This window comes from Streptomyces sp. NPDC031426 (genome assembly GCF_055581585.1).
Map to the genome: position 1 here is coordinate 1 of NZ_JBVIJE010000029.1, position 22,982 is coordinate 22,982.

Below are 22,982 nucleotides of genomic sequence, written 5' to 3' on the forward strand. Positions count from 1 at the left end.
GGGGGGTTGCAGTGTTGTGCCTCCCCCCCCCTCCCCCCCCCCCCCCCCCCCCCCCCCCCCCCCCCCCCCCCCCCCCCCCCCCCCTCTCTTCTCCCCCCCCCCCCCCCCCCCCCCCCCGACGTGGAAGGACAGCCATACGTCCGGGGGCAGTTCGGGCCGCTCCGGAACCGGCCGGAGTTCCCGCGTCCAGGCGTCACCGGCGACGTCCGCGGCGACCTGGGGCCAGAACGCCACGGCGGCCGGATTGTCGTGCTGATGGGCGACCTGCCACGGCCCGGGATGCCGGGTGAGCACCGCGCGCACGGCCCGCAGCCCGACGCGCCTGCGCCGGGCGCCGCGGACCACGAAGAAGCTGTTCAGCACCCGCACCGGGCCGTCGAGTCCGCGCACGAACGCGAAGCCGGCCGGATGGGCGCCGCACTCGAACAGGTAGGCCGTCCAGCCGGGGCGGGTGAAGGCGCTCTCGACCCGCTCGCTGCGAAAGGTGCCGTCGGGGGCGGGCAGCTCGCCCCGGAAGGCGGACAGGTCATGGCGGAACATCAGCCACAGCCGCTCCACGGTGGGCCGGTCCTCGGCGGTCGCGGGGCGGACGGTGACATCGGGAAGGAGGATTTCGGTCATGAAACGAAAGCCTCCCCGGCGGACTCGGGTCCGGGCCGGGGAGGCTTGCTGAGACTGCCGTGATCATAGCCCGTCACAGGCCCGTCGGTCAGCCCACGGGGGCCACGTCCGGGTCCGTACCGGCCAGGTACTCCTCGCTGATCTCCTTCTCCCCGAACGGCCAGACCTTCTCCAGCCGGGCCCAGACGGCGAAGGCCACACAGCCGAGGGCCAGCCAGGCCAGGGACCATTCGATGGGGTGGCGGCCCGGGGAGTTCTTGTCCGCGTACCCGTAGATCACGCACCAGCCGGCGAAGGCGACGAGGCTGGGCAGGGGGTAGAGCCACATCCGGTACGGGCGGCGCAGGCCCGGCTGGCGTTTGCGCAGCACGGTCAGGGCGACGATCTGGGCGAGCGCCTGCACGATCACCATGACCGTCGTGAGCAACTGGATCAGAGTCGCAAGGTCGGTGTGCCGGCCGATCAGGAAGCCGACGGCGGTGATCACGCCCATGGTCGCCAGGCCCAGCGTCGGAAAGCGGTGCTTCGGGTGGAGCCTCTCGTACGGCCGGAAGAAGACGCGGTCGCGGGCGGCGTCGTAGGGCACCCGGGAACCGCCCAGCAGCCCGGTGAAGACCGAGGCGAACGCGGTGACCAGGATCAGCACGGTCACCGTGTCGGCGGCGCCCTTGCCCCAGGTCTTCTCCAGCACAGCCGAGGCGACCGAGGTGGAGGCGATGTCGTGCGGGTCGGCCATCCTCCGCCAGTCGATCACACCGAGGGTGCCGATCTGCAGGAGCAGGTAGATCGCCATGATGCCGAGGATGGACAAGAGGATCGAGCGCGGGAGGATGCGGCCCGGGTCCTTGATCTCGGCACCCATGTACGCGGTGGTGTTGTAGCCGAGGTAGTCGTAGATGCCGATGGTCAGGCCCGCGGCGAAGCCGAGCCAGAAGTGGTTGCCGGTCAGGTCGAAGGCGCCCGACGGGTAGGTGAAGGCCAGGTGGGGGCTGAAGTCGGAGGCCGCGGCGACGATCACCAGCAGCACCGAGGCGATCATCACCGCCCACATCACGGCGGTGATCCGGGCGATGTGCTCGATACCGCGCCAGAGCAGGAGCACAACCAGGGCGATGATGCCGAGGCCGATCAGATCGCCCGTCGTCTGCCCGAGATCGGGGGCCAGATAGCCGAGGTACTGGACGAAGCCGACGACTCCCGTGGACATGATCAGCGGGATGAAGAGCATCGCCGTCCATACGAACAGGAACGGCATCAGCCGGCCCGTGCGGTACTGGAAGGCCTGGCGCAGATAGACGTAACTGCCGCCGGAGCCGGGCATCGAGGCGCCCAGCTCGGCCCAGATCAGTCCGTCGCACAGCGCGAGCACGGCGCCCGCGACGAAGCCGATGACCGCCTGCGGGCCGCCGAAGGCGGTGACCATGAGCGGAATCGTCACGAACGGCCCGATCCCGCACATCTGGCTCATATTGATGGCCGTGGCCTGGAACAGGCCTACGCGGCGGACGAAACCACCCGAGGGTGGCGGACTACCGGACATGGGGACTCCTGACGCCACGGGCGCACTCGACGGCACCCGGCGGGCTCACTGGGCGATAAAGTTAAGGAGCCTTACTAGAGGCGTCAAGTGTGCGCCGGGAATACATGAGAATGGTCCGATGACCGTCAGTGACGCCGAAGAGCAGCAGGGACAGCCCTGGAGCCGCCGCCGGCTGCGCAGCACCAACGAGCGGCTGCTGCTGGACCGGCTGCGCACCCTCGGCGCGGCGTCGCGCGCCCAACTGGCCCGGGAGACCGGCCTGTCGAAGCCGACGGTCTCCAGTGCGCTGGCCTCCCTGGAGGCGGCGGGCCTGGTGCACGAGGTCGGCACCCAGGCCCCGGAGCGCGGGCGCACCGCCGTGCTTTACGCCCCCGACCCGGCCGCGGGGTACGCGCTCGGCGTGGACATCGGCCGCGGCTGGCTGCGGGTGGCGGTGGTCGACCTGGACGGCACGGTCGTCGCCCGCGCCGACGTACGCAACCGGACCCGCGCCTCCGCCGCACTGGCCGATCTGGTCGTGGGCACCGCCCGGCAGGTGATCGCGGGCTCGGGGGTGGACCCGGCCGAGGTGGTGCACGGGGTGGTGGGCACGCCGGGCGTCTACGACGAGAAGCAGCGGCGGGTCCGGTACGCGATGCATCTGCCGGGCTGGGGGCGCGCCGGGCTCGTCGACCGGATGCGCGAGGAGTTGGGCGTACCGCTGGAGGTGCACAATGACGCCAACCTGGCCGCGCTCGGCGAGTACACGTACGGAGTGGGAACGGGCAGCCGGCTGTTCGCGTACATCCTGATCGGCACCGGCCTCGGCATGGGCGTCGTCGGCGAGGGACGGCTGTTCACAGGTGCGCACGGACTGGCGGGCGAGATCGGCTTCCTGCCCTGGCCGGGCCGGCAGAAGCCGGAGCGACTGGAGGACGCGGTGTCCGGGGTGGCCGTGGTGGAGGTCGCCCGGGAGTTCGGGATGCGCGGGCAGCTCACGGCGAAGGCCGTGTTCGACGCGGCCCGGCAGGGCGATCCGGCCGCTGTGCGGGCGGTGGAGCTGGAGGCCGAGCGGATCGCGCACACCGTGGCGGCGGCCGCCGCCGTGCTCGACCCGGATCTGGTGGTGCTCGGCGGCGGTGTCGGGCACAGCGTCGATCTGCTGCTGCGCCCGGTCCAGGAGCAGGTGCGTGCCCTCACCCCGCTGCGGCCGCGGATCGCCCCGAGCCGGCTCGGTGAGGACGCTGTGCTGCTCGGTGCGGTGGCGACGGCCCTGGACACGGCGCGGGACCTTGTGTTCGAGCGCAGGACGGCCGGAGCCTGACCCCGCCAATGGCCACTGCGGCCACGCTCGTTGACACGGCCCGCGAGGCCTCCTAGCTTGGACTGAGTTAGTAAAGTTTCCTAACTTTACGAGCCCGGGAAGCCCCATGATCCCTCGCCCCGCCCTCGGACGCCGGTACGCCGGTACGCCGAGGTCACCGGACGCATCGGCGCGACCACCTTCACCCGGCAGGTCCCGCTCGCCGCCCACGAGACGAAGACCGTCCGCAGGGGCTGCTGACGGACGTCCGCCTCGTGGACGCGCAGGGACAACCGGTGCTGCCGTTGCGCTGGCCGGACAACGAGGTGAGCCTGTGGCCGGGCGAGTCGGTGACGCTGACCGCCACCTTCCGGACGGGCGATCTGCACGCTCGGCGCCGGAGGTGAGGATCTCCGGCTGGAACACTCCTGAGCGGACGGTGCCGGCGCCCTGCCGGAACGGGGGTGAACCGGTGCGGCCCACCCCCGGCCGGTTCAGCTGACGTTGAGCGCGGTGTCGTCCACGACGAACGACGTCTGGTACTGGGAGCCCTCGGTGCCGGTGAACTTCAGCGTGACGGTCTGCCCGGCGTAGCTGCTGAGGTCGAAGCTGCGCTGGGTGTAACCGGAGGCGGCGTTGAGGTTCGAGTACGTCGCCAGGGTGCCGAGGACCGTGCCCGAGCTGTTCAGGACCTGGACCTTGAGGGTGTCGTAGGCCGTGCTGGTCGAGGTCTCGGCCGTGTCGATGTGCAGATAGAAGCTGAGCGTGGCCGTCGAGCAGCCGGACGGGATGGTCACCGACTGGGACAGCGTGTCGGTGGTGGCGGTGCCGTAGCCGTCGAGCCAGGCGTAGTAGGAGCCGGAATGAGCCGACTCACCGGTCGCGTTGGTGATGACCCCGCTGGACGCGCTCCACGTGGTGTTGCCGGACTCGAAGCCGCTGTTGCCGAGGAGCTGGGCGGCGGTGCAGGTGCCGGTGCCGCCACCGCCGCCTCCCCCGCCGCTGCTGGTGCCCGAACCGGCCAGCCAGCCGGTGGCGTTGAGGGCGAGGGCGGCGTTGGTGGCGCTGGTGTCGTTCCAGCCGTCGTACAGGGTGTTGCCCGGCTGGCCGGTGCCGTCGTCGATCGGGGAGCTGTCGCCCCAGAAGGCGACGCGGCCGCTGCCGAAGGTGCTGGTGAGGAAGAAGGCGCCGGTGTTGCCGGAGGAACCGGTGCGGTAGAGCAGGCCCTTGACGGCGGAGTTGTCGGCGGGCTTGAGGGTGGCGGTGGTGCCGTTGGCGATCAGGCTCTTGGTGACGGTGCCGAAGGAACCGTGCAGCACCGGGTCGGTGCTGTCACTGATCGCCGCCGGGTGGTCGGAGCTGATGTTGAGCGAGTCGACCGAGAAGCCGAACGGGTCGGTGGAGTCGACGCTGTTGTTCGTCATCAGGTCGTTGAGGATCTTGACCGCGTCGTAGCCGTCGTTGTTGCGGTCGGCTCCGGTGTGGTCGGAGATCATGAACAGACCGCCGCCGTTCTTCACGAAGTTCATGATCGCCGTCTTCTCGGCGCTCGTGAACAGCGTGTTGGGTTCCGGCAGGACCAGTGTGTCGAAGTTCGACAGGTCGGTCGACGACGAGCCGCCGTAGCTGAGGCTGGAGCCCGAGGGCAGCGTCTTCAGGCTGTAGTCGCCGGTCTTCTGCAGCGCCACGCCCCAGGAGGACAGGGCGCCGGTCCAGTCGGTCTCGGCGGACGGGGAGGGGTTCTCGCCGAGCGGGTCGGGCTGACTGGTGGAGATGATCCAGTCGGCGTTGCCGGCCGTCTCGGCGTGGGCGTTGTCGAACAGGATGCGGTGCGTGGTCGCCGCGTGGGCGGCGGTGCCGCTGCTGATCTGGACGGCGGCTCCGGTGAGGAGCAGCCCGAAACCGGCCAGGGCAGTGGTGAGTCTGCGGCGGGATCTCCTGGATCCAAGCATCCGGCGAACCTCCATGAGGGGTGGGGAGAGGCGGTGCGGCGCCAAGTCTGCGCGCGTAGAGCCCGCTTGAGGGTTCTACACGCGTCGAGTGGTTGAAAGGTACATGGCATGAAGGCCCGATGAACAGAAAGTCCCGGCAATGACCGGAGCGGACTACCGCCGCTCTCAGCGGGCAGACGGTGAGCGGGAGGCTCGACCAAAAGGGGTGGCCATGCATATCTCGGGCATCATCAGCGCCATTGTCATCGGACTCGTCATCGGCGCCCTGGGGCGCCTGGTCGTCCCCGGACGACAGCACATCGGCATCCTGTGGACCATCGTCGTCGGCATCGTGGCCGCACTGCTGGGCTCGGCGATCGCCGCCGGCTTCGGGGTCGCGGACACCAAGGGGCCCGACTGGATCGAGTGGTTCATCCAGATCGCCCTGGCCGCGGCCGGGATCGCGGCACTGGACCGGGCCCTCGTCCGTCGCTGACGCGAAGTCAGCGCCCGTACAGATACGGGGTGGTGGTGCTCAGCGCATGAAAGCCGAGGCGTTCCAGGATCGGGCGGCTCATGGGCGAGGCGTCGACCTGGAGGTAGCGGTAGCCGTGGGCGGCGGCGACGCGGGCGCGGTGCGCGACCAGGGCGCGGTAGACACCCCGGCCCCGCCAGGCCTCGACGGTGCCGCCGCCCCACAGCCCGGCGAACCGGGTGCCGGGCACCAGCTCCATCCGGGCGGCGCTCACGGCTTCGTCCCCGGCCAGCGCGACCACGGCCACGACCGTGCCGGGATCGGCGGCCAGGCCGGCGAGCAGCCGGTGCCGCAGCCGGCCGCCGTCGGTGCCGAACGCCTTTTCGTGGACCTCCACCACGAGGTCGACGCCGGCCGGGTCGGTGGCCTGCACGAGACGGATGCCCTCGGGAGGTTCGGCGTCCATGGCGAGCCGGCCGGTCTCGGCGGCCATCAGCGTCTCCTCGGGCTCGGCCCGGAATCCGGCGGCGAGGAGCCGGGCGCCGAGGTCGTCCGGCCGGTCGTGGCCGTAGTGCTTCCACTCGAAGTCGCGGCCGAGACCGGTGAAGTACGCGATCTGGTCGTGGATCGCCCGGTCCGCGCCGGCCGCGTCCAGACCGGACCAGAGCACACCGTTCCATCCCTGCGCGTCCGCGACATGCCGCACCACCGCGCCGGTCCGTTCGATGCGGGCACCGGGGCCGTCGGGAGTCGCGTTCTCGCGCATGTCCCGGTCGTAGAGGGCGAGCACCGCCGAGTGATCCATGCCCCGACTCGACCATGCCGGACCGGCCCGGGGCAACGGGATTTCCGCACCGGCCTCCGGGCATACGGCGGCCAGGTGGGCGGCCGCAGCAGCCCACGGATCCTCGGTGCCGGCCGAGCCGGTGCCGGTGCCGGTGGCCGTAGCGTGCCCCTGCCGGAGGTCATGCCGCGAGGAGGTCGGTGGCCGATGGCGAAGGCGTGCGGCGGCCCCGTCTGCACCTCCGGCGAGCACTGCCCGATGTGCGCGGCCGCGCACGCCTGGGTGGGGCTCGGCCGCATTGTGTACGTCGCCTCGTCGGATCAACTGTCCGGCTGGTTGAACGAGTTGTGTGATTGGCACAACGGGCCTCAATCTCATCCGAGTTCGAGCGTGGTGACGCCGAACACGCGGTGCCGGGCGTATGCACGCACCGGCCCGGTGTACATGCGGGCGGTCTCGAACGAGGCCTGGAATCCAGCCGCTTCGGCGAGTGCGACACCGGCCGCGTTCGGCTCCGGCACGTCGATGGCGACCTGGCCTCCCGCGGCCTCGGCCGTGAGGGCTGCGAACAGGGCGCGGGCGTCGTCGGCGGTGTCCGCGAAGAGGGGGCCGACGCGCAGGGTGTCGTGTCCGGGGCGGAGCACGCCGTAGCCGGTGAGCCGGGATCCGTCGTGGCGGACGAAGGCCCGGTGTCCGGGGCCGGTGAGCCACTCGGCGAGGAAGCGCGGCCGGTCGGCCGGGTGGCAGGAGCTGTCGTAGGCGGTGATCGCGGCGAGGTCGGCGGGGCCCGCCGGACGGACCCCGGCGGGTGTCCCGCCCTGCGGGGCCGTCCCGGTGAACCGGATGGTGCGGTAGGCCAGTTCGAACCCCGACTGGCGGTAGTTGTCCTGCTGGGCGACGACGCCGTCCAGGCCGACGGTGCGGTTGCCGGCATGGGCGAGGGCGGTCTTCCAGGTGGTGAGGCCGTGGCCCTGGCCGCGCAGGTCGGGGCGGACCAGATAGCAGCCCAGGAAGGCGTACTCCGGGCCGTGGTTCACCACGGAGATGGCCGACACCGGCTCACCGTCGATACGGCCGAGGAAGAACCCGTCCGGATCCTGCGCGAAGAACGCGGGCCCGTCGGACAGTCCCGGGTTCCAGCCCTCGGCCGCCGCCCATCCGGCGATCACCGGCCAGTCGTCGAGGGTGGCCTGGGTGACGACGAGGTCGTGGGGGGCCGCAGGGGTCATCGATGCGCTCCAATTCCGTCGGGACCGGACTGCCGTGCCGCATCCTTCCGGATCAACGGGGGCCGCGCCACGGGAAGATCAGCCGTTGCGCAGGACCCGGCCACCGGCCAGGGCGCGCAGCAGGGGAAGCAGCGACGCGAGGACGAACGCCCCGAAGAGGGTGATGGGCAGCAGTCCCACGGGCCGCAGCAGGCCTGCCGGATCCTCCTTCACCCAGGGCCAGTTGACGTACCAGTTGGCGAGTACGTCCAGCGGCATCACGACACCCGCCAGCCGGATGCCCAGGGGCCGCGCCCGCAGCGCCAGGACGGCGACCAGGGGGTCGAGGACCACCAGGGCGACGAAGAACACCTGCAGCGGAAGGGGGCCGAAGTCGGTATAGGCGTGAAGTCCGCCGCGCACCAGGTCGAGGACATGGGCGCAGGTCCCCTCCAGGAAGCCGCCCACGTACACCGCGAGGGTCCAGCGCGCCCGGCGCGGCAGCGCTCGTAATCGCTCTGGTATGCCGTCCGTCACCCGATCAAGCTACTGCACCGTGCGGCACCGCCCGGTCTCACCCGAACGAGGCCCCACCGGGCCGGCGTCCGGTGGGGCCATGGGAGGGGGTGGGTCAGTCGGTGTGCCCGGGGCGGAAGCGGCGGTAGAGGACGGCGCCGGTGAGGAGCAGCGCGGCGCTGCCGGCGACGGCGGGCGCGGTGCCGTCCGCGCCGGTGTGGGCCAGCGCGGACGTCGTCGGCGGGGTGTGCGGGCGAGGCTGGTGCCTGGTGGGGGCGGGAGGCTTCGGGGCCGGGCTCCGCGGGGCACGGGGATGGTCACCGGGGCCGTTGACCGACCGGTTGCCCTCGGCCGGGTTGCCCACCCCGACCACGCCGACGCTGTTGCCGCTGACGTTCACCGGCAGGTCGACGGGGAGCTGGACGCCGTTGCCGGAGAGCAGGCCGGGCGAGCCCTGCGCGCCGCCGTGGGCAGAGGCACCGCCGGACGTCGCCGACCCGCCTGTTGCGGCGCCCTGGCCGGAGCGGTTCGCGCAGGCGTTGCCGGTGGCCGGGTTGAGCAGCCCCACCACGTTCACGGTGTTGCCGCACACGTTCACCGGCACATGCACCGGGAGCTGGATGCCGTTGCCGGAGAACAGCCCGGGCGAGCCGGCCGCGGAGCCGTCGGCGGTGGCACCGTCGGCGGCGAAAGCGGCGGACACCGGCATTGTCACGGCCATCGCTCCGGAGGCGGCGACGACGGCGATCACACCGTTACGGGTAGCCCGTCTCATAGGTTCCCTGCCTTCCAGACTTCGTCGCGGGCACTCACCCGCACCCCGTAAAACGCAGGTCAACCATCTGAGTTATGGCTCATCGGCCTTTCACCCCGTCGAGCGACAGTGTTATCGAACTGCGCGCGAAGACGCTCAGTGATCGATAACGGGCACGGAGGGACGGAGAATACGGCACGGGGCGCCGCCCCGCTCGCCGGGAGGCGGGCCGTCAGCGGCCCGCTTATGGTGATCCGAGGGCGCCGTCCCCCGGTCCGCGACAGGCGTCCCGGGAGGCTGTCGATGCTGGTCAAGCTGTCCACACGGCCCGCCGTGCGGCGCTGCGCGGGTACTGGAGCCCTCGCCCTGGCGCTGCTCGGCGCCGGACTGCCCGCGACCGACCGGACACAGCCCGACCTGTCCCGCTTCTATCGGCAGAAGGTGACCTGGGCGGCCTGCAAGGGCCCCGACACGCCGAAGGACCTCCAGTGCGGGAAGGTCACGGTCCCGATCGACTACGCACGGCCCCGCGCGGGCACGCTCGACCTGGCCCTCGCCCGCTACCAGGCGACCGGGAAGAAACAGGGCTCGGTGCTGCTGAACTTCGGCGGCCCGGGCGGTGCGGGCATCCCTGAACTCGCCGCCGACGGCAAGCAGTTCATGGACCTCACCAACGGCTACGACGTGGTCGGCTTCGACCCGCGGGGCGTCGGCCGCTCCTCCCCCGTCAGCTGCGGCGACGGCAGCGACGAGGCCGCGTCCGCGCTGGACGACGAGACCGGCCTCGACCATCCGCGGACGCTGCTCACGAAGTTGCGCAAGGCCGCCGGCGAATGCGCCCGGAACTCCGGCCCGGTGCTGCCCCACATAGGCACCGTGAACGCCTCCCGCGACCTGGACGTCATCCGCCAGGCCCTCGGCGACAAGAAGCTCAACTACCTCGGCTTCTCCTATGGAACGCGGCTCGGCGCGGTGTACGCGGCACAGTTCCCGCACAAGGTGCGCCGGCTCGCCCTCGACGGCGTGGACACCCTGACCGAGCCGCTGTCCGAGCAGGGGGTGGCCGGCGCCGAGGGGCAGCAGACCGCGCTGGACGATTTCCTGGACTGGTGTATGACGGACGTCGCCTGTCCGTTCGGGCAGGACCGGCGCGCGGCCGGGGACCAGGTGGTCACCCTGGTGCGCTCGCTCGACCAGAACCCGGTCCCGTCGGACTTCGGCGGCTCGTTCTCCGGACAGGACCTGGTCGGCGCCATCGGGCAGGCCCTCTACAGCAAGAAGCTGTGGCCCTCCCTGGAGCGCGCCCTGGCCTCGCTCGTCCAGGACGGCGACACCCGGGGCGTGCAGAACTTCGCCACCTCGGGCTCCGGACTGCCCGTGGGCGGCCACCGCAACGACGGCCTCGTCGATCCGCAGAACGTTCCGGCGGACAACCTGCAGGCCGCGCTGATGGCGATCAACTGCGCCGACGACCCCGACCGGCCCGACGCGGCGCAGATCGGCAAGGACCTGAAGCAGCTGCGGGCCGAGTACGAGCAGGCCTCGCCGGTCTTCGGCCGCTACCGGCTGACCGAACTGCTCATGTGCTACGGCCGCCCCAAGGGCACCGACTTCATCCGCGACCGGGTGAAGGACGTCCACTCGGCGAGGATGCTGCTCGTGGGCACGCGCGGGGACCCGGCGACGCCGTACCGGTGGACGGTGGAGACGGCCGCACGGCTCGGTTCGTCGGCGGTGGTGCTCGACAACAAGGGGGACGGCCACACCGGTTACACCTCCTCCAAGTGCGTGCACCAGAAGATCGACGACTACCTGCTGTACGGCTCCCTGCCGCCGAACGGCAGCTCCTGCCCGGCGGACGGCAATGACTGGAGCGCCACCACGAGCGCCACCAACTGGTGACAGCCCCTCCCGGCCGTCACACTGGCTGGGCGTGTTTCGGCAGCCGCCGCATCCCGTACCTGAGCGACTGGGGGACACCGTCATGCGCATCCGCGCCACCATCGCCGTACCCGCCGCCTCGGCCGCCGTGGCGGGCCTGCTGCTGACCGCGCCGCAGAGCCAGGCCGCCACGGCGGACCACGCCCGGCCCGTCCGCTGCGCGGAGAAGTCGCTGACGGTCCGGGCCGAGGCCGCGTCCGCCGATCCGACCGTGCTGCGGGTCGCCGTCACCCACCACGGCGCCCGCGCGTGCGTCGTCGACCGGGTGCCCACGGTCACCTTCGGGGACCTGGACGGCGCCGCGCTGCCGACGCCCGAGGGCGGCGCCGGCAGCTTCCGTCTCGCGGCCGGGCAGACCGCCTACGCCGACATCCGCACCATCGGCGACCCGGCGGACCCCGAGGCCCGCCGGGTGGGCACCGTGACCGTGGCCGCCTCGGCCGCCCACTGGGGCCGCTCCTTCACCGCAGCCCAGCTCGGCACCGGCGAGCACGTCCTGGTGTGGGAGCCGGTGACGACGTGGTGGCAGCCCACGCGGGCGGCCGCGGACCGGGCCATCGGCCTCAGCCGGTGATCACCTCGGGCGTGTAGACCTCCAGCCATCGCGCGAGGTCCAGGGCACGCTCCAAGCCGCGCCGGGCCGCCTGGGTGCTCACCGGCGCCTCGCGCTCGGCTGCCCGGCGGAGCCGGTCGCGGTCGACGAGGTCGAAGACCTGGTGCGAGGGCCGGGAGAGCAGCTCCTTGGCCTGCTCCTGGAGGGCGCGGGCGTACTGCGGATCCTGCGTGGACGGGTACGGGCTCTTGACCCGCTCGTACACCGAGCGCGGCAGGACGTCCGCGGCCGCCTCCCGCAGCAGGCTCTTCTCCCGGCCGTCGAAGGACTTCAGCGCCCACGGGGCGTTGTAGACGTACTCGACGAGGCGGTGGTCGCAGAACGGCACCCGGACCTCCAGCCCGACGGCCATGCTCATCCGGTCCTTGCGGTCGAGCAGGGCGCGCACGAAGCGGGTCAGGTGCAGATGGCTCATCTGCCGCATCCGGTACTCGAAGTCGCTCTCGCCGTCGAGCCGTTCGATGCCGGCGACGGCCGTGCGGTAGCCGTCGGAGACGTAACTCTCCAGGTCCAGGGACTTGGTGAGGTCGGCGCGCAGCACGTCGGCGTCCTCGCCGAAGTGGCGCCCCATGGTCGTCAGCCACGGGAAGGTGTCGGCACGGCGCGCCTCCTCGTCGAAGAACTGCAGGTAGCCGCCGAACACTTCGTCGGCGGACTCGCCGGACAGGGCCACCGTGGACTTCTCGCGGACGGCGCGGAAGAGCAGCAGGAGCGAGGCGTCCATGTCGCCGAAGCCGGCCGGCAGATCGCGGGCGCGGATCACCTGTTCGCGCACGGCGGGGTCGGCGAGGGACTGCGCGTCGAGCACGATGTCCTGGTGGTCGGTGCCCGCGAGCTCGGCCACCTCGTGCACGAACGGCGTGTCGGGGGTGCCGCGCAGCTCGTCGGCGACGAAGTTGTCGGTCTGGCCGACGAAGTCGACGGCGAAGCTGCGCACCTTCTCGCCCTGCCGGGCGAGTTGCCGGGCGGCGATCGCGGTCATCGCGGAGGAGTCGAGGCCGCCGGAGAGCAGGGTGCAGCGGGGGACGTCGGCGACCAGCTGGCGGCGCACGATGTCGTCGAGCAGCGAGCGCACGGTCGTGATGGTGGTGTCGCGGTCGTCGGTGTGCGGCCGGGTCTGAAGGTGCCAGTAGACACGGGTGGACAGGCCGGAGCGGTCGACGGTGACGACCGTGCCGGGTTCCACCTCGCGCATGCCGTCCCAGATCGCGTGTCCGGGCGTCTTGACCATGACGAACAGCTCCCGCAGCCCGTCCAGCGTCACCCGGCGGCGGGCCAGCGGGTTGGCGAGGATCGCCTTGGGCTCGGAGCCGAACAGGACGCCGTCGGAGGTGGGGTGGTAGTAGAACGGCTTGATGCCCATGCGGTCGCGGATCATCACGAGCTTGTCGTGGCGGCCGTCCCAGACCGCGAAGGCGTACATCCCGTTGAGCCGTTCGGCGACCCCGTCACCCCATTCGAGGTAGCCGTGCAGGACGACCTCGGTGTCGGAGTCGGTGGTGAACCGGTGGCCCCGGCCTTCCAGTTCACGGCGCAGTTCGGTGAAGTTGTAGGCCTCCCCGGAGTACACCATGGCGACGGTTCCCTGCTGGGTCGCCACGGACATCGGCTGACGGCCGCCGGGGAGGTCGATGATCGCGAGCCGGCGGTGGCCCAGGGCGGCCGGGCCCTCGGTCCAGACACCGCGGTCGTCCGGGCCGCGGCAGGCCATTGTCTCGGTCATCGCATGCAATGTGGTGGCCTCGGCGGTCAGGTCGCGGTCGAAGGAAACCCATCCTGTGATGCCGCACATGCGCTGCCTCCTGCCTCCGGCTCGCACCAGGAGCAAACCAGTTGCATCGAACACCTATATGACGAGCCTCCGTCAGGTGTTCGACGCGGTCAACGCGGTCGTCACACGAATGACCCACCCTCCCCCCTTGTTTCGGCCGGGTTTTGCCTTCGCGAAATCTCCAGATCGCGGGGACTGCGGGCCGACAGGGCAGCGAACCGGCCACGGGCAAAAACTTGGCCAAACAGCTCGGGCGTCACTCCTTCACGGCCAGAAACGCGTCGAGCGCCTCGGTCAGCTCGGCAGGCTTCTCCAGAGGCAGCTCATGGCCCGCGTCGAGGATGCGGACGACCGCGTCCGGATAGGCCTTGGCCATCCGCAGCATCTGCCGCACCGGCAGCTGGACGTCGTGATAGCCGTGCACCATCAGCGTGGGCGTGCGGATCTCCCCGGCCCGGTCGAGGACGTCGAAGGCGCGCATCGCGCCGTACAGCGTCATCACGACCTCGCGCGGGGTCGCGGCGGAGGCGCGGATGTGCGCGCGGATCTCCTCGCGCGGATAGCCGGGCGCGAAGGCGCGCTGGATGTTGGCCGCCACGAACAGCCGGTACGGCACCAGGGTGGAGGCGGCCATGAGCAGGCCCCGCCCACGGCTGTACGTCATCCGGCCGATCGAGCCCACCAGCACCATCCGCTCCACCCGCTCGGGGTGGGTCAGGGCTATGGTCTGCGCGATCATGCCGCCCATCGAGTGGCCGACCAGCGCGAACCGTTCGATCTGAAGGTGGTCCAGGAGAGCCAGGACGTCCCGCGCCAGCTCCGCGATCGTGCGCACGCCGGCGCCGGTGCTCTCCCCGTGACCACGCAGGTCCAGCCGGATCACCCGGCGTCCTGCGGAGAAGTGCGCGATCTGGTGGTCCCAGCGGCGCCGGTTCGCGGTCCAGCCGTGCACGAACACCAGCGGCACCTCCGGTGCGTCACGGGGGCCCTCGTCGTCGTACATCAGGGCCGCTCCGTCGACTTCGAGCTGCGGCATGTCAGGCCTCCTGGGGTGCACTGCGGTCCGGTTACTGGCCGGTACGGTAACCGCCCGCGGGGCACCGCGTCACCGGTTCAACGGGAGAATTCACCGCGGAAACCGAGGCCGGGACACCCCGAATGCCGTACGGGTGAATCCGCCCTATCGTGCTGTCATGGAGCACGCACTGAGTCCCGCAATGCTGGCCGAACTGCGGCGCCCGCGCCCGTACCCGGCGGTGTCCGTGCTGACCCCGACACACCGCCGGGAACCGGACAACGAGCAGGATCCCGTCCGGCTGCGCAATGTCGTCACCGAGGCACGAAAACGCCTGGAGTCCGACCCCGCCGTCACCCGTGAGCGGCGCAACGACGTCGTGGCGCAGCTCGACCGGGCGCTGCGGGAGGTGGACCTGGCACACGCCGAGGACGGCCTGGTGATCTTCGCCGCCCCGGGCGAGCACCAGGTGTGGTCCCTGGCCCGCACCGTCCCCGAGCGGGTGGTGCTCTCGGACACCTTCCTCACCCGCAACCTGGTCGCCGCGCAGGCCGCCGAACGGCCCTTCTGGGCGCTGGCGGTCTCCGCGGACCGCGTCACCCTGTGGAGCGGCGGCGAGGGCCGTGTCGTGGCGGAGTCGTCCGGCGGTTTCCCGCTGGAGCGCCGGCAGGAGAACTTCGACGCGGAGCGTCAGATGCAGATCGGCGACCAGCCGAGCGCCTTCCGCGACGAAGGCACGCGTCACTTCCTGCGCGAGGCGGACACCGCCATGGCCGCGCTCCTGCGCGACCAGCCCCGGCCGCTGTACATCACCGGCGAGCAGGCGGCGCTGTCCCTGCTGGAGGAGGTCGGCAGCACGGCCAAGGAGGCCACCCTGGTCCCGCGCGGCGGCCTCGCGCACGCCGGTCCCGAGGCGGTGTGGCAGGCGCTGCGGCCGGTGCTGGAGGAGGAGACCCGAAAGGACACCACGGCCGTGGTCCGTGAGCTGACCTCGGCGCGCGGCCACAAGACCTACGCGGCCGGTCTGGACGAGCTGTGGCAGAGTGCTCGCGACGGCCGGATCCGGCTGCTCGCCGTGGAGGAGAACTTCCGGGCGACCGCCAGTGACCTGGGCGAGCACCTAGTGCCGGCCGAGCCCGGCGACCTGGACGCCCGCGAGGACATCGTGGACGAGATCGTCGAGCAGTGTCTGGAGACCGGCGCCGAGGTCCGCTTCGTGCCGGACGGCACGCTGGGCGACGCGAACGGGATCGCCGGCGTGCTGCGGTACTGAGGCACCCCCGGGTCTGGGACGCCCCAGGTCCGAGGCCCCCCCGGCAGCGCTCCCTGCCCGGCGTACGCTACGGCGTGATCGTCGGCGTAAGGGAGCGCGCACATGGGTGACCTGCTGGGAGTGGCCGTACTGGGTGCCGGACACATGGGGGCCGACCACATACGACGCCTCGACCAAGTGGTCAGCGGAGCCAGGGTCGCGGCGGTGGCCGACCCCGATGTCGAGCGGGCCGGGAAAGCCGCGGCCGGCCTCGACGGAGTGACCGTGCACAAGGACCCCGTGGCCGCGCTCGACGCTCCCGGCGTGTCGGCCGTGCTGATCGCCTCCCCCGGGCCCGCCCACGAGGAGGCCCTCCTCGCCGCCTTCGCCCGCGGGCTGCCGGTGCTGTGCGAGAAGCCCATGGTGCCCGACTCCACGGGTGCGCTGCGGGTGGTGGAGGCGGAGGCAGGACTGGGCCGCCGGCTGGCCCAGATCGGCTTCATGCGCCGCTACGACACCGAGTACGGCCGGCTCAAGTCGCTGCTGGACGGCGGCGGTCTGGGCCGCCCCCTGATGCTGCACTGCACCCACCGCAACGTCTCCTCCCCCGGCCACTTCACCAGCGCCATGCTGATCAACAGCTCCGTCTCGCACGAGATCGACGCGGCCCGCTGGCTGCTCGGGCAGGAGCTGACGGCGGTGACCGTGCTGCGTCCCAGGCCGTCCGCGGACGCCCCCGAAGGGCTGCTGGACCCGCAGTTCCTGCTGTTCGAGACGGACGGGGGCGCGCTGGTCGACGTGGAGGTCTTCGTCAACTGCGGCTTCGGCTACCAGGTGCGCTGCGAGGCCGTGTGCGAGCGGGGCAGCGCGCGGATCGGCGACGAGCACACCATGGTGGTCACCACGGCTGGCGGCGCCCGCGAGGAGGTCGCGCAGGACTACCTCGTCCGGTTCGCCGACGCGTACGACCGCGAGGTGCAGGCTTGGGTGGATGCCACTCGGCGCGGCGAGGTCACCGGTCCGAGCGCCTGGGACGGTTACGCCGCGTCCGTCGTCGCCGAGGCGGGGGTCCGGGCGCTGGAGACCGGCGGCCGTACGACCGTCGACCTCGCCCCGCGCCCGGACCTGTACGGCCCCTGCGCCGGGGTCAGCCGCTGACGCTCGCCGCGCCCGTCTCCAGGTGCCCGGTGAACCGGCGCGACCAGGTCGCGTCGGAGTCGACGGTCACCGTGAAGTCGTACCAGCCGTTCTGGTAGGCGACGGCGTTGAAGTAGTCCTCCGTCGAGGCGCCCGCGGCGACGGTGTAGGTCCAGGGGCCGTCACTGCGGTAGTGGTTGGAGGTGATGGTGAACTTCACGGATGAGGAACCCGAGTTGGCCATCTTGAAGTAGATCGCGAGCTTGCCCGTGCCCGGCTCGACCCCGTAACGGGTGCTCACCTCCGCCGACTTGCCCGCCTTGGTCGCGTCGCCCTGGAAGCGGCGCAGGAAGCGGTTGGGGCCGATCATGGTGAAGTCGTACTTGCCGCCGCCGAAGCCGGTGCCGACGTTGAAGTAGTCGGAGGCGGTGCCGCCCGCGTCGACCGTGTACTGCCAGGGCGTGGTGTCGCGGTACGCGTTCGGGTGGATGGAGAAGTGGGCCGCGCGGGACGCCGGGGCACCCTGGTTGGTCATCGTGAACCAGGCAAGGATCTTGCCGGCCGCGTCGAACTCCAGGTGGTCCAGGTAGCCGTTCGGCTGGTACGGCAGGGCGCGGGCCGGGCGGGTGCCGGACTCCTGCGTGGGCAGGGCGTTGTCGGTCGGCACCGGGTTGGGCAGCGGGCCGCAGATGTCGATGCCGATGACGCTGGTGGCGGGCAGGGAGACCGTGCCGTAGACCGGGTTGGCGAAGTCGAAGACACCGGTGAGGTCCCCGCTGACCTTGCGCCGCCAGTCGCTCATGTTGGGGCACTTGGCGGGCTTGCCCAGCGCGGACGTCCAGGTCTCCAGGAAGCGCAGCACCGAGGTGTGCTCGAAGACCTCGGAGGAGACCCAGCCGCCGCGCGTCCAGGGCGAGACGACGAGCATCGGGACGCGGAAGCCGAAGCCGTACGGCACCCCGTTGAGGAACTCGCCGGCCGTTCCGGCGGGCGGTGCCGGCGGGGGCACGTGGTCGAAGTAGCCGTCGTTCTCGTCGTAGTTCAGGAACAGGACGGTGGAGTCGAAGACGTCCCGGTCGGCCGCGAGGGCCTGGTAGACGAGGTTGACGAAGTGGGCGCCGTCGCCGGGCGGGGCGTAGGGGTGCTCGGAGAAGGCCTGGTTGGGGACGACCCAGGAGACCTGCGGGAGGGTGCCCGCGAGCACGTCGGCCTTGATGGCGGCGGCGATGTCGTCGGGGGTGGAGCCGGTCACCTTGGGCACCGAGGACATGCCGCGGTCGTACAAGGGGTCGCCCGGCTTGGCGTTCGCGAAGTTCTTGAAGTAGGCGCAGCCGTTGTCGCCGTAGTTGTCCGCGGCGTTCTGGTAGACCTTCCACGTCACTCCGGCGGCCTGCAGCGCCTCGGCGTAGTTCTGCCAGGTCAGGCCGGACTCGTCGCCGCCGTCGTAGCTGGAGGAGTCGACCTTGCCGCTCCACAGATAGGTGCGGTTGGGGCCGGTGGCGCTGAGCGTGGAGCAGAAGTAGGCGTCGCAGATGGTGTAGTTGTCGGCGAGCGCGTAGTGGAAGGGGATGTCGGAGCGGTCCAGGTAGCCGAGCGAGCGGACGTTGCCGACGCCCGCGACCCAGTTGTCCATGCGGCCCTTGTTCCAGGCGGAGTGCTGCGAGGACCAGGAGTGGGGCAGGTCGCCGTTGCACTGGGCCAGGGTCTCGCCGTCCTTGCCGCCGGCGGACGGGGTGGCGCTGAGCTTCCACGGGTACTGACGGCCCGTTCCGTTCGGCTGGTCGAAGACCGGGTGGCCGCCGCTGAGGGTGATGCCGCTGCGGTCGCCGAAACCGCGCACGCCCTTCAGCCGGCCGAAGTAGTGGTCGAAGCTGCGGTTCTCCTGCATGAGGATCACCACGTGCTGGAGGTCCTTGATCGTGCCGGTCGCCGTGGTGGCCGCCGCTGCCGTGCGCACGCCTGCGCCGCCCAGCGCCACACCCGCCGCCACGGATGCGCCGAGCCCCACGAAGCCTCTTCGGCTGATCGGTGTCATTCGCCTCGTCCTTGTCGCCTTCGGTGCCCCTGCGGCACGCCGCGCGCCAGGGTGCCCGCGGCGATCGTCAGGGTCCATGCCGGGGCGGTGAGGCAAAGGTGAACAGAAGTCAAAGTCGCCCGGGGGCCCGTCTCATACCCCGCCGAACAGGGCGCCCAGCCCCCGCTCCACGACTCCGGCCAGGTCCTCCTGCCCGGCCGCCACCACCCCGTACGTGCGCAGCAGGAAGCGGCGCAGGGCCGAAGCGGGGAACTGCAGCAGGGCCAGACCGTGGGGCGAGTGGAACTCCAGAACCGTCCGGGTGCGGCCGTACGGCCAGATCTGGACGTCCCCGTGGCCGGCCGGGGCCCGCAGCCCCTCGTCGAGCAGGGAGCGCGCGAAGATCCAGGTGACCTCCTCGCCGTCCAGCGCGGCCTCGGCCGGGAAGTCCACGAAGACGGCCAATGGGTCGTCCGTTGTATAGCGCAGCGTGGCGGACACTGGGATCTCCTGGTCCTCGGCGGTGATGAGCCGGGCCTGGGCGGGCTGTTCGACAGTGATGGCGTCCATGCCTTAATGGAGTCTGCGAAGGCCTCTCGCATGCCGCGAAATCCGGTCAGAGTTCGACAGGTACAGGACGCTTCCCGCACACTGGAACGTGGATGCGACGAACACTCGCGTGAGCGCCGGGGGGAAAGCGGTCCGGACGGGACAACACACGTAGTTTTCCTACGACTTGGACCACACCGCGCGTACGTCATTCGTGCGCGCGGATCACTCCGGGAAGACTCTGGCATATGCCGGAAGCACCACCGTATCGTGTGTTGCCAAATCCCTTACGGCGCGTCGCGGGCTGTGCGAGAGTCGTAACGGTCCCCCCGTCCTCCCCGGCCGTCTCGTCCCCCAACGGAGTGCGTCATGCCGTCCCAAGTCTCCGCGGACCGCCCAGCCGCCCAGCCACCCGGACCCGGCTCGGTGGAGGCGTTGATAAAGCAGACGCGGCGGCTCAAGGGCGAAGTGGACGCGGTACGGCGGGACACCCGGAGCGACGGTGCGGACCCGGAGGAACGCTGGCAGCGCGCCCTGTACGACCTCGCACTGCACCAACTTGAAGACGTGGACGCCCACTTGGCCCAGCTTCGGGACGGACCGGCGGCCGAGCCGGCCGGACCGGCCGAGGCGCCCGCCCTTCGGCCCTCGCCCGCCGCCGCCCCGAGCGGCTCGCTGCTCAGCCGTGTCGGCAGCGCGGAGTGGAACCTGCTGACGGACGAGGCCACCTGGTCCGGGGAGCTGTACCACATCCTCGGCCTGGACCCGGACGCCCCCGCCCTCACCCTGGACGAGCTGCCCTCGCTGGTCGTGGAGGAGGACCGGCCGAAACTGACCGCGATGGTGACGGACTGCCTGGTCGACGGCAAACCCATCGACGGCGAATTCCGCGTCCTGCGGCCCGAGGGCTCCGTGCGGGCGGTGCACATGATGGGCGAACCCGTGCTCGGCGCCGACGGCGGCACGGCCTCGATGTGGGCCGTGCTGCGCGACGTCAGCGAACTGCGCCGCTGCCGGACGACGGAGCGCGAGACCCGTGACTCGTTGCGGCGTCACCGCCGGGAGGAGCAGACCGAGCACCGGATCGCGGCCGAGCTGCAGGAAGCCGTGCTACCGCCCTGGCGCGGCTCCCTGCGGCTCCCGCACCAGGGGCCACGCACCCTCGACCTCGCCGCCCGCCGCCTCCCCGCGGCGACGAGCACACCGCTGGGCGGCGACTGGTACGACGCGCTGGAACTGTCCGACGGCGAGACCCTGCTCAGCGTCGGCGACCTCACCGGGCACGGTGTGGCCGTCGCCTCCGGGATGGCGATGCTGCTCGGTGCCGTACGCGGTATGGCGCTGGCGGGCAGTCGGCCCGGTGAACTGCTCGGCATGCTCAACCAGTTACTGGACGCCACCGTGCAGCCCGCCCTGGGCAGCGCCGTCTGCTGCCGCTACCGGCCCGAGACCCGCACCCTGGTCTGGGCACAGGCAGGACACCCCGCCCCGCTGCTGTACCGCGACGGGACGGGGCGCATGCTGAACGCACCGGACGGCGTCCTGCTCGGCGCCACCTCGGGCGCCGTCTACGGACAGGCCGAGGAGACCCTCCGGCCGGGCGACCTCCTGCTGCTGCACACCGACGGACTGGTGCCGGGGCACAGCCCGAACTCGGCCGTGGACCGCCTGCTCGACCTCGCCCCGCGGTTCGGCGCGGCGCGCACCGCGCAGGACTGCGTGCGCACGCTGGTCGAGGAGTTCGACGGAGCCGGACGCGAGGACGACGCCTGTGTGCTCGTCGCCAGGGTCACCACATGAGTTGAGATCACCGACTGAGTTGAGATCACCGGCGGAATCCGGCGCACGGGCCCTGTGCCTGTGCGCTCACGCCTGTGCGCTGCCGGAGCCCTTGGCCCTCGGCTTGGGCAGGGCGAGCCGGATCTCCTCCCGCAGTTCCTGGATCTTCGGATAGCCGGAGTACTCCGCGGTCAGCCGGTACATCTGCCGCAGCCGGTCCCAGGTGCGACGGGAGGAGTTCGAGCCCATCGACATCAGGGCCAGCCGGGCGTAGCGGTCGGCCTGTTCGGGGTCGTCGGCGATGAAGCAGGCCGACGCCATGGACAGATGGTCGAAGATCTTCGAGCGCTCCCGTCCGTCGACGCGCAGGGACAGGGCCTTCTCCGCGTAGTGCTGGGCGTGCGCGGCCGCGCTCGGGTCGAACTCGGCCAGCGTGCGGTAGGCCAGGGCCTGCATGCCGTACAGATCCTCGTCCTTGAAGGTCTGCATCCAGTCCAGTGGTTCCCCGTCGCCCCGGTCGGCGACGAACATGTCCTCCGCCTGACCCAGCGTGCGGCGCATCGCCCGGCCCTTGCCCATCGAGGCCTGCGCCCAGGCCTCGATGGTGTGGAACATCGCCTTCGTACGCGGCTGCAGGCGGTCGCCGGCGCCGGACTGGGCGAGTTTCATCAGGTCCAGGGCGTCGTCGGGCCGGCCCAGGTGCACCATCTGCCGGGCCGCCCGGGACAGGGCTTCACCGGCGCGCGGCCGGTCTCCACCCTCGCGGGCGGCATGGGCGGCGATGACGAAGTACTTCTGCGCCGTGGGCTCCAGGCCGACGTCGTGCGACATCCAGCCCGCGAGGACGGCGAGGTTGGCGGCGACGCCCCACAGGCGCCGCTGGAGATGGGGTGGATGGTGGTAGGCGAGCATGCCGCCCACCTCGTTGAGCTGGCCCACGACCGCCTTGCGCTGAAGCCCGCCGCCACGGGCCGCGTCCCAGGCTCGGAACACCTCGACCGAGCGCTCCAGTTCCTCGATCTCCTGCGACCCGATGGGGGCGGCCTCATAGCGGTCGAACCCAGCGGGGTCGGCGTGCAGGGGGTCGTCGAGGACGGGGGCGTCGGCCTTCAGGGCCGGGTCGGTGTGCAGCCAGTCGTACATGGCGCTGCTGAGTGCGGATCCCGCGGCGAGCGCGGCACCCGCGCCCACCAAGCCGCGTCGGTTGAGCATGAGGTCCATTCCCGTGAATTCGGTGAGGACCGCGGCGGTACGTTCGGGCGCCCACGGCACGCCGTCGGGATGTTCCTCGATCCCGTCGCCCTGCCGTTTCCCCGCACGCCCGTGCCGTACCAGACCGAGGTCCTCGATGGTCACGACACGGCCGAGACGCTCGGTGAACAGGGCCGCCAGCACCCGCGGTACCGGATCGCGCGGGATCTCTCCCATGTCGATCCACCGACGGACCCGGGAGGTGTCGGTCGACAGCTGGGGGTGGCCCATGGCCGCCGCCTGCTTGTTGACCAGCCTCGCGAGTTCCCCCTTGGACCAGCCGGCCAGGCCGAACAGGTCCGCAAGGCGGGTGTTGGGTTGTCCGCTCACGTAAGCCCCCAGGTTCTCGGCTGAGTTGACAGTAGCCCGGTGCGGGTTGCCGGGCGACTATTCGCCAGGGTTCGCCAGGGTCCGCCAGATGGTGTGCCACTGGGCATCGGGTGTCGAGTAGGAACGCGCCACCCCGACCCGGTCGCCGCTCGGCTCGCCGAGCTGACGGGTGCATTCCCCAGGGTGCACCCGGGCGACCGGGGCGGGCAGGCGCTCGCT

The 22,982-nt window shown here is 71.4% G+C and carries 18 protein-coding genes and 3 pseudogenes; 9 read left to right on the plus strand and 12 right to left on the minus strand.

The annotated features are described in order from the left end of the window. Window positions 1-111 precede the first annotated feature (111 nt). Window positions 112-621: pseudogene (locus ACZ5NH_RS37115) on the minus strand (GNAT family N-acetyltransferase); the annotation flags it as partial. Window positions 622-709: 88 nt separating this feature from the next. Continuing rightward, the gene (locus tag ACZ5NH_RS37120) at window positions 710-2,161 is read right to left on the minus strand and encodes an APC family permease (protein ID WP_468781662.1); all 1,452 of its coding nucleotides are present in this window, start codon (window positions 2,159-2,161) and stop codon (window positions 710-712) included. A 118-nt stretch (window positions 2,162-2,279) separates the two neighbouring features. Here ACZ5NH_RS37120 and ACZ5NH_RS37125 point away from each other — a divergent pair, with 118 nt between their 5' ends. Together ACZ5NH_RS37125 and ACZ5NH_RS37130 are read left to right on the plus strand one after the other, a co-directional pair. After that, window positions 2,280-3,464 (plus strand): ROK family transcriptional regulator, encoded by a 1,185-nt coding sequence (locus ACZ5NH_RS37125; protein WP_468781664.1) that lies wholly within the window; start codon window positions 2,280-2,282, stop codon window positions 3,462-3,464. Between the two features lie 233 nt (window positions 3,465-3,697). After that, window positions 3,698-3,945, plus strand: a pseudogene (locus tag ACZ5NH_RS37130) (hypothetical protein); the annotation flags it as partial. Here the strand turns inward: ACZ5NH_RS37130 and ACZ5NH_RS37135 are convergent. Continuing rightward, window positions 3,938-5,395, minus strand: coding sequence for a hydrolase (locus tag ACZ5NH_RS37135; protein ID WP_468781666.1), 1,458 nt, complete (start codon window positions 5,393-5,395; stop codon window positions 3,938-3,940). The pseudogene ACZ5NH_RS37130 and the gene ACZ5NH_RS37135 sit on opposite strands and share 8 nt — an antisense overlap. A gap of 211 nt (window positions 5,396-5,606) precedes the next feature. Here ACZ5NH_RS37135 and ACZ5NH_RS37140 point away from each other — a divergent pair, with 211 nt between their 5' ends. Continuing rightward, window positions 5,607-5,870 (plus strand): GlsB/YeaQ/YmgE family stress response membrane protein, encoded by a 264-nt coding sequence (locus ACZ5NH_RS37140; RefSeq protein WP_388634205.1) that lies wholly within the window; start codon window positions 5,607-5,609, stop codon window positions 5,868-5,870. 7 nt (window positions 5,871-5,877) lie between these two features. On the opposite strand, the gene ACZ5NH_RS37145 is transcribed toward ACZ5NH_RS37140, so the two are convergent. Continuing rightward, the gene (locus ACZ5NH_RS37145; RefSeq protein WP_468781668.1) at window positions 5,878-6,654 is read right to left on the minus strand and encodes a GNAT family N-acetyltransferase; all 777 of its coding nucleotides are present in this window, start codon (window positions 6,652-6,654) and stop codon (window positions 5,878-5,880) included. Window positions 6,655-6,864: 210 nt separating this feature from the next. On the opposite strand from ACZ5NH_RS37145, the pseudogene ACZ5NH_RS37150 reads away from it, so the two are divergent. Further along, a pseudogene (locus tag ACZ5NH_RS37150) lies at window positions 6,865-6,981 on the plus strand (nucleoside deaminase); the annotation flags it as partial. 26 nt (window positions 6,982-7,007) lie between these two features. On the opposite strand, the gene ACZ5NH_RS37155 reads toward ACZ5NH_RS37150, so the two are convergent. The 3 genes from ACZ5NH_RS37155 to ACZ5NH_RS37165 form a co-directional block, all read right to left on the minus strand. After that, window positions 7,008-7,862, minus strand: coding sequence for a GNAT family N-acetyltransferase (locus ACZ5NH_RS37155; protein WP_468781670.1), 855 nt, complete (start codon window positions 7,860-7,862; stop codon window positions 7,008-7,010). 78 nt (window positions 7,863-7,940) lie between these two features. Beyond that, window positions 7,941-8,378, minus strand: a complete 438-nt coding sequence (locus ACZ5NH_RS37160) for a hypothetical protein (RefSeq protein WP_468781672.1) — start codon at window positions 8,376-8,378, stop codon at window positions 7,941-7,943. Window positions 8,379-8,472: 94 nt separating this feature from the next. Beyond that, window positions 8,473-9,132, minus strand: a complete 660-nt coding sequence (locus tag ACZ5NH_RS37165) for a chaplin (RefSeq protein WP_468781674.1) — start codon at window positions 9,130-9,132, stop codon at window positions 8,473-8,475. A 282-nt stretch (window positions 9,133-9,414) separates the two neighbouring features. On the opposite strand from ACZ5NH_RS37165, the gene ACZ5NH_RS37170 reads away from it, so the two are divergent. Together ACZ5NH_RS37170 and ACZ5NH_RS37175 are read left to right on the plus strand one after the other, a co-directional pair. Beyond that, a complete protein-coding gene (locus ACZ5NH_RS37170) occupies window positions 9,415-11,013 on the plus strand; it encodes an alpha/beta hydrolase (RefSeq protein WP_468781676.1) in 1,599 nt (532 codons plus the stop codon). Window positions 11,014-11,095: 82 nt separating this feature from the next. After that, entirely contained in the window at window positions 11,096-11,626 is a 531-nt protein-coding gene (locus ACZ5NH_RS37175) for a DUF4232 domain-containing protein (protein WP_468781678.1), read from the plus strand. Here ACZ5NH_RS37175 and asnB read toward each other — a convergent pair. Together asnB and ACZ5NH_RS37185 are read right to left on the minus strand one after the other, a co-directional pair. Further along, on the minus strand, window positions 11,616-13,457 hold the full coding sequence (gene asnB / locus ACZ5NH_RS37180; RefSeq protein ID WP_468781680.1) for an asparagine synthase (glutamine-hydrolyzing): 1,842 nt from the start codon (window positions 13,455-13,457) through the stop codon (window positions 11,616-11,618). The two genes, ACZ5NH_RS37175 and asnB, sit on opposite strands and share 11 nt — an antisense overlap. 235 nt (window positions 13,458-13,692) lie before the next feature. Beyond that, complete coding sequence (locus ACZ5NH_RS37185) at window positions 13,693-14,472, minus strand: alpha/beta fold hydrolase (protein ID WP_468781682.1); 780 nt, start codon at window positions 14,470-14,472, stop codon at window positions 13,693-13,695. 157 nt (window positions 14,473-14,629) lie between these two features. On the opposite strand from ACZ5NH_RS37185, the gene ACZ5NH_RS37190 reads away from it, so the two are divergent. Together ACZ5NH_RS37190 and ACZ5NH_RS37195 are read left to right on the plus strand one after the other, a co-directional pair. Next, window positions 14,630-15,724: a baeRF3 domain-containing protein gene (locus ACZ5NH_RS37190; protein ID WP_468781684.1), complete on the plus strand. Its 1,095-nt coding sequence runs from the start codon at window positions 14,630-14,632 to the stop codon at window positions 15,722-15,724. 102 nt (window positions 15,725-15,826) lie between these two features. Continuing rightward, window positions 15,827-16,861: a Gfo/Idh/MocA family protein gene (locus ACZ5NH_RS37195; RefSeq protein ID WP_468781686.1), complete on the plus strand. Its 1,035-nt coding sequence runs from the start codon at window positions 15,827-15,829 to the stop codon at window positions 16,859-16,861. Here the strand turns inward: ACZ5NH_RS37195 and ACZ5NH_RS37200 are convergent. Continuing rightward, on the minus strand, window positions 16,851-18,875 hold the full coding sequence (locus ACZ5NH_RS37200) for a phosphocholine-specific phospholipase C (protein ID WP_468781688.1): 2,025 nt from the start codon (window positions 18,873-18,875) through the stop codon (window positions 16,851-16,853). The genes ACZ5NH_RS37195 and ACZ5NH_RS37200 overlap by 11 nt on opposite strands. A 132-nt stretch (window positions 18,876-19,007) precedes the next feature. Further along, entirely contained in the window at window positions 19,008-19,424 is a 417-nt protein-coding gene (locus ACZ5NH_RS37205; RefSeq protein ID WP_388634172.1) for an SsgA family sporulation/cell division regulator, read from the minus strand. 348 nt (window positions 19,425-19,772) lie between these two features. On the opposite strand from ACZ5NH_RS37205, the gene ACZ5NH_RS37210 reads away from it, so the two are divergent. Further along, on the plus strand, window positions 19,773-21,203 hold the full coding sequence (locus tag ACZ5NH_RS37210; RefSeq protein ID WP_468781690.1) for a PP2C family protein-serine/threonine phosphatase: 1,431 nt from the start codon (window positions 19,773-19,775) through the stop codon (window positions 21,201-21,203). Window positions 21,204-21,269: 66 nt separating this feature from the next. Here ACZ5NH_RS37210 and ACZ5NH_RS37215 read toward each other — a convergent pair whose 3' ends face one another. Beyond that, complete coding sequence (locus tag ACZ5NH_RS37215) at window positions 21,270-22,763, minus strand: DNA-binding protein NsdB (protein WP_468781692.1); 1,494 nt, start codon at window positions 22,761-22,763, stop codon at window positions 21,270-21,272. Between the last annotated feature and the right edge of the window lie 219 nt (window positions 22,764-22,982).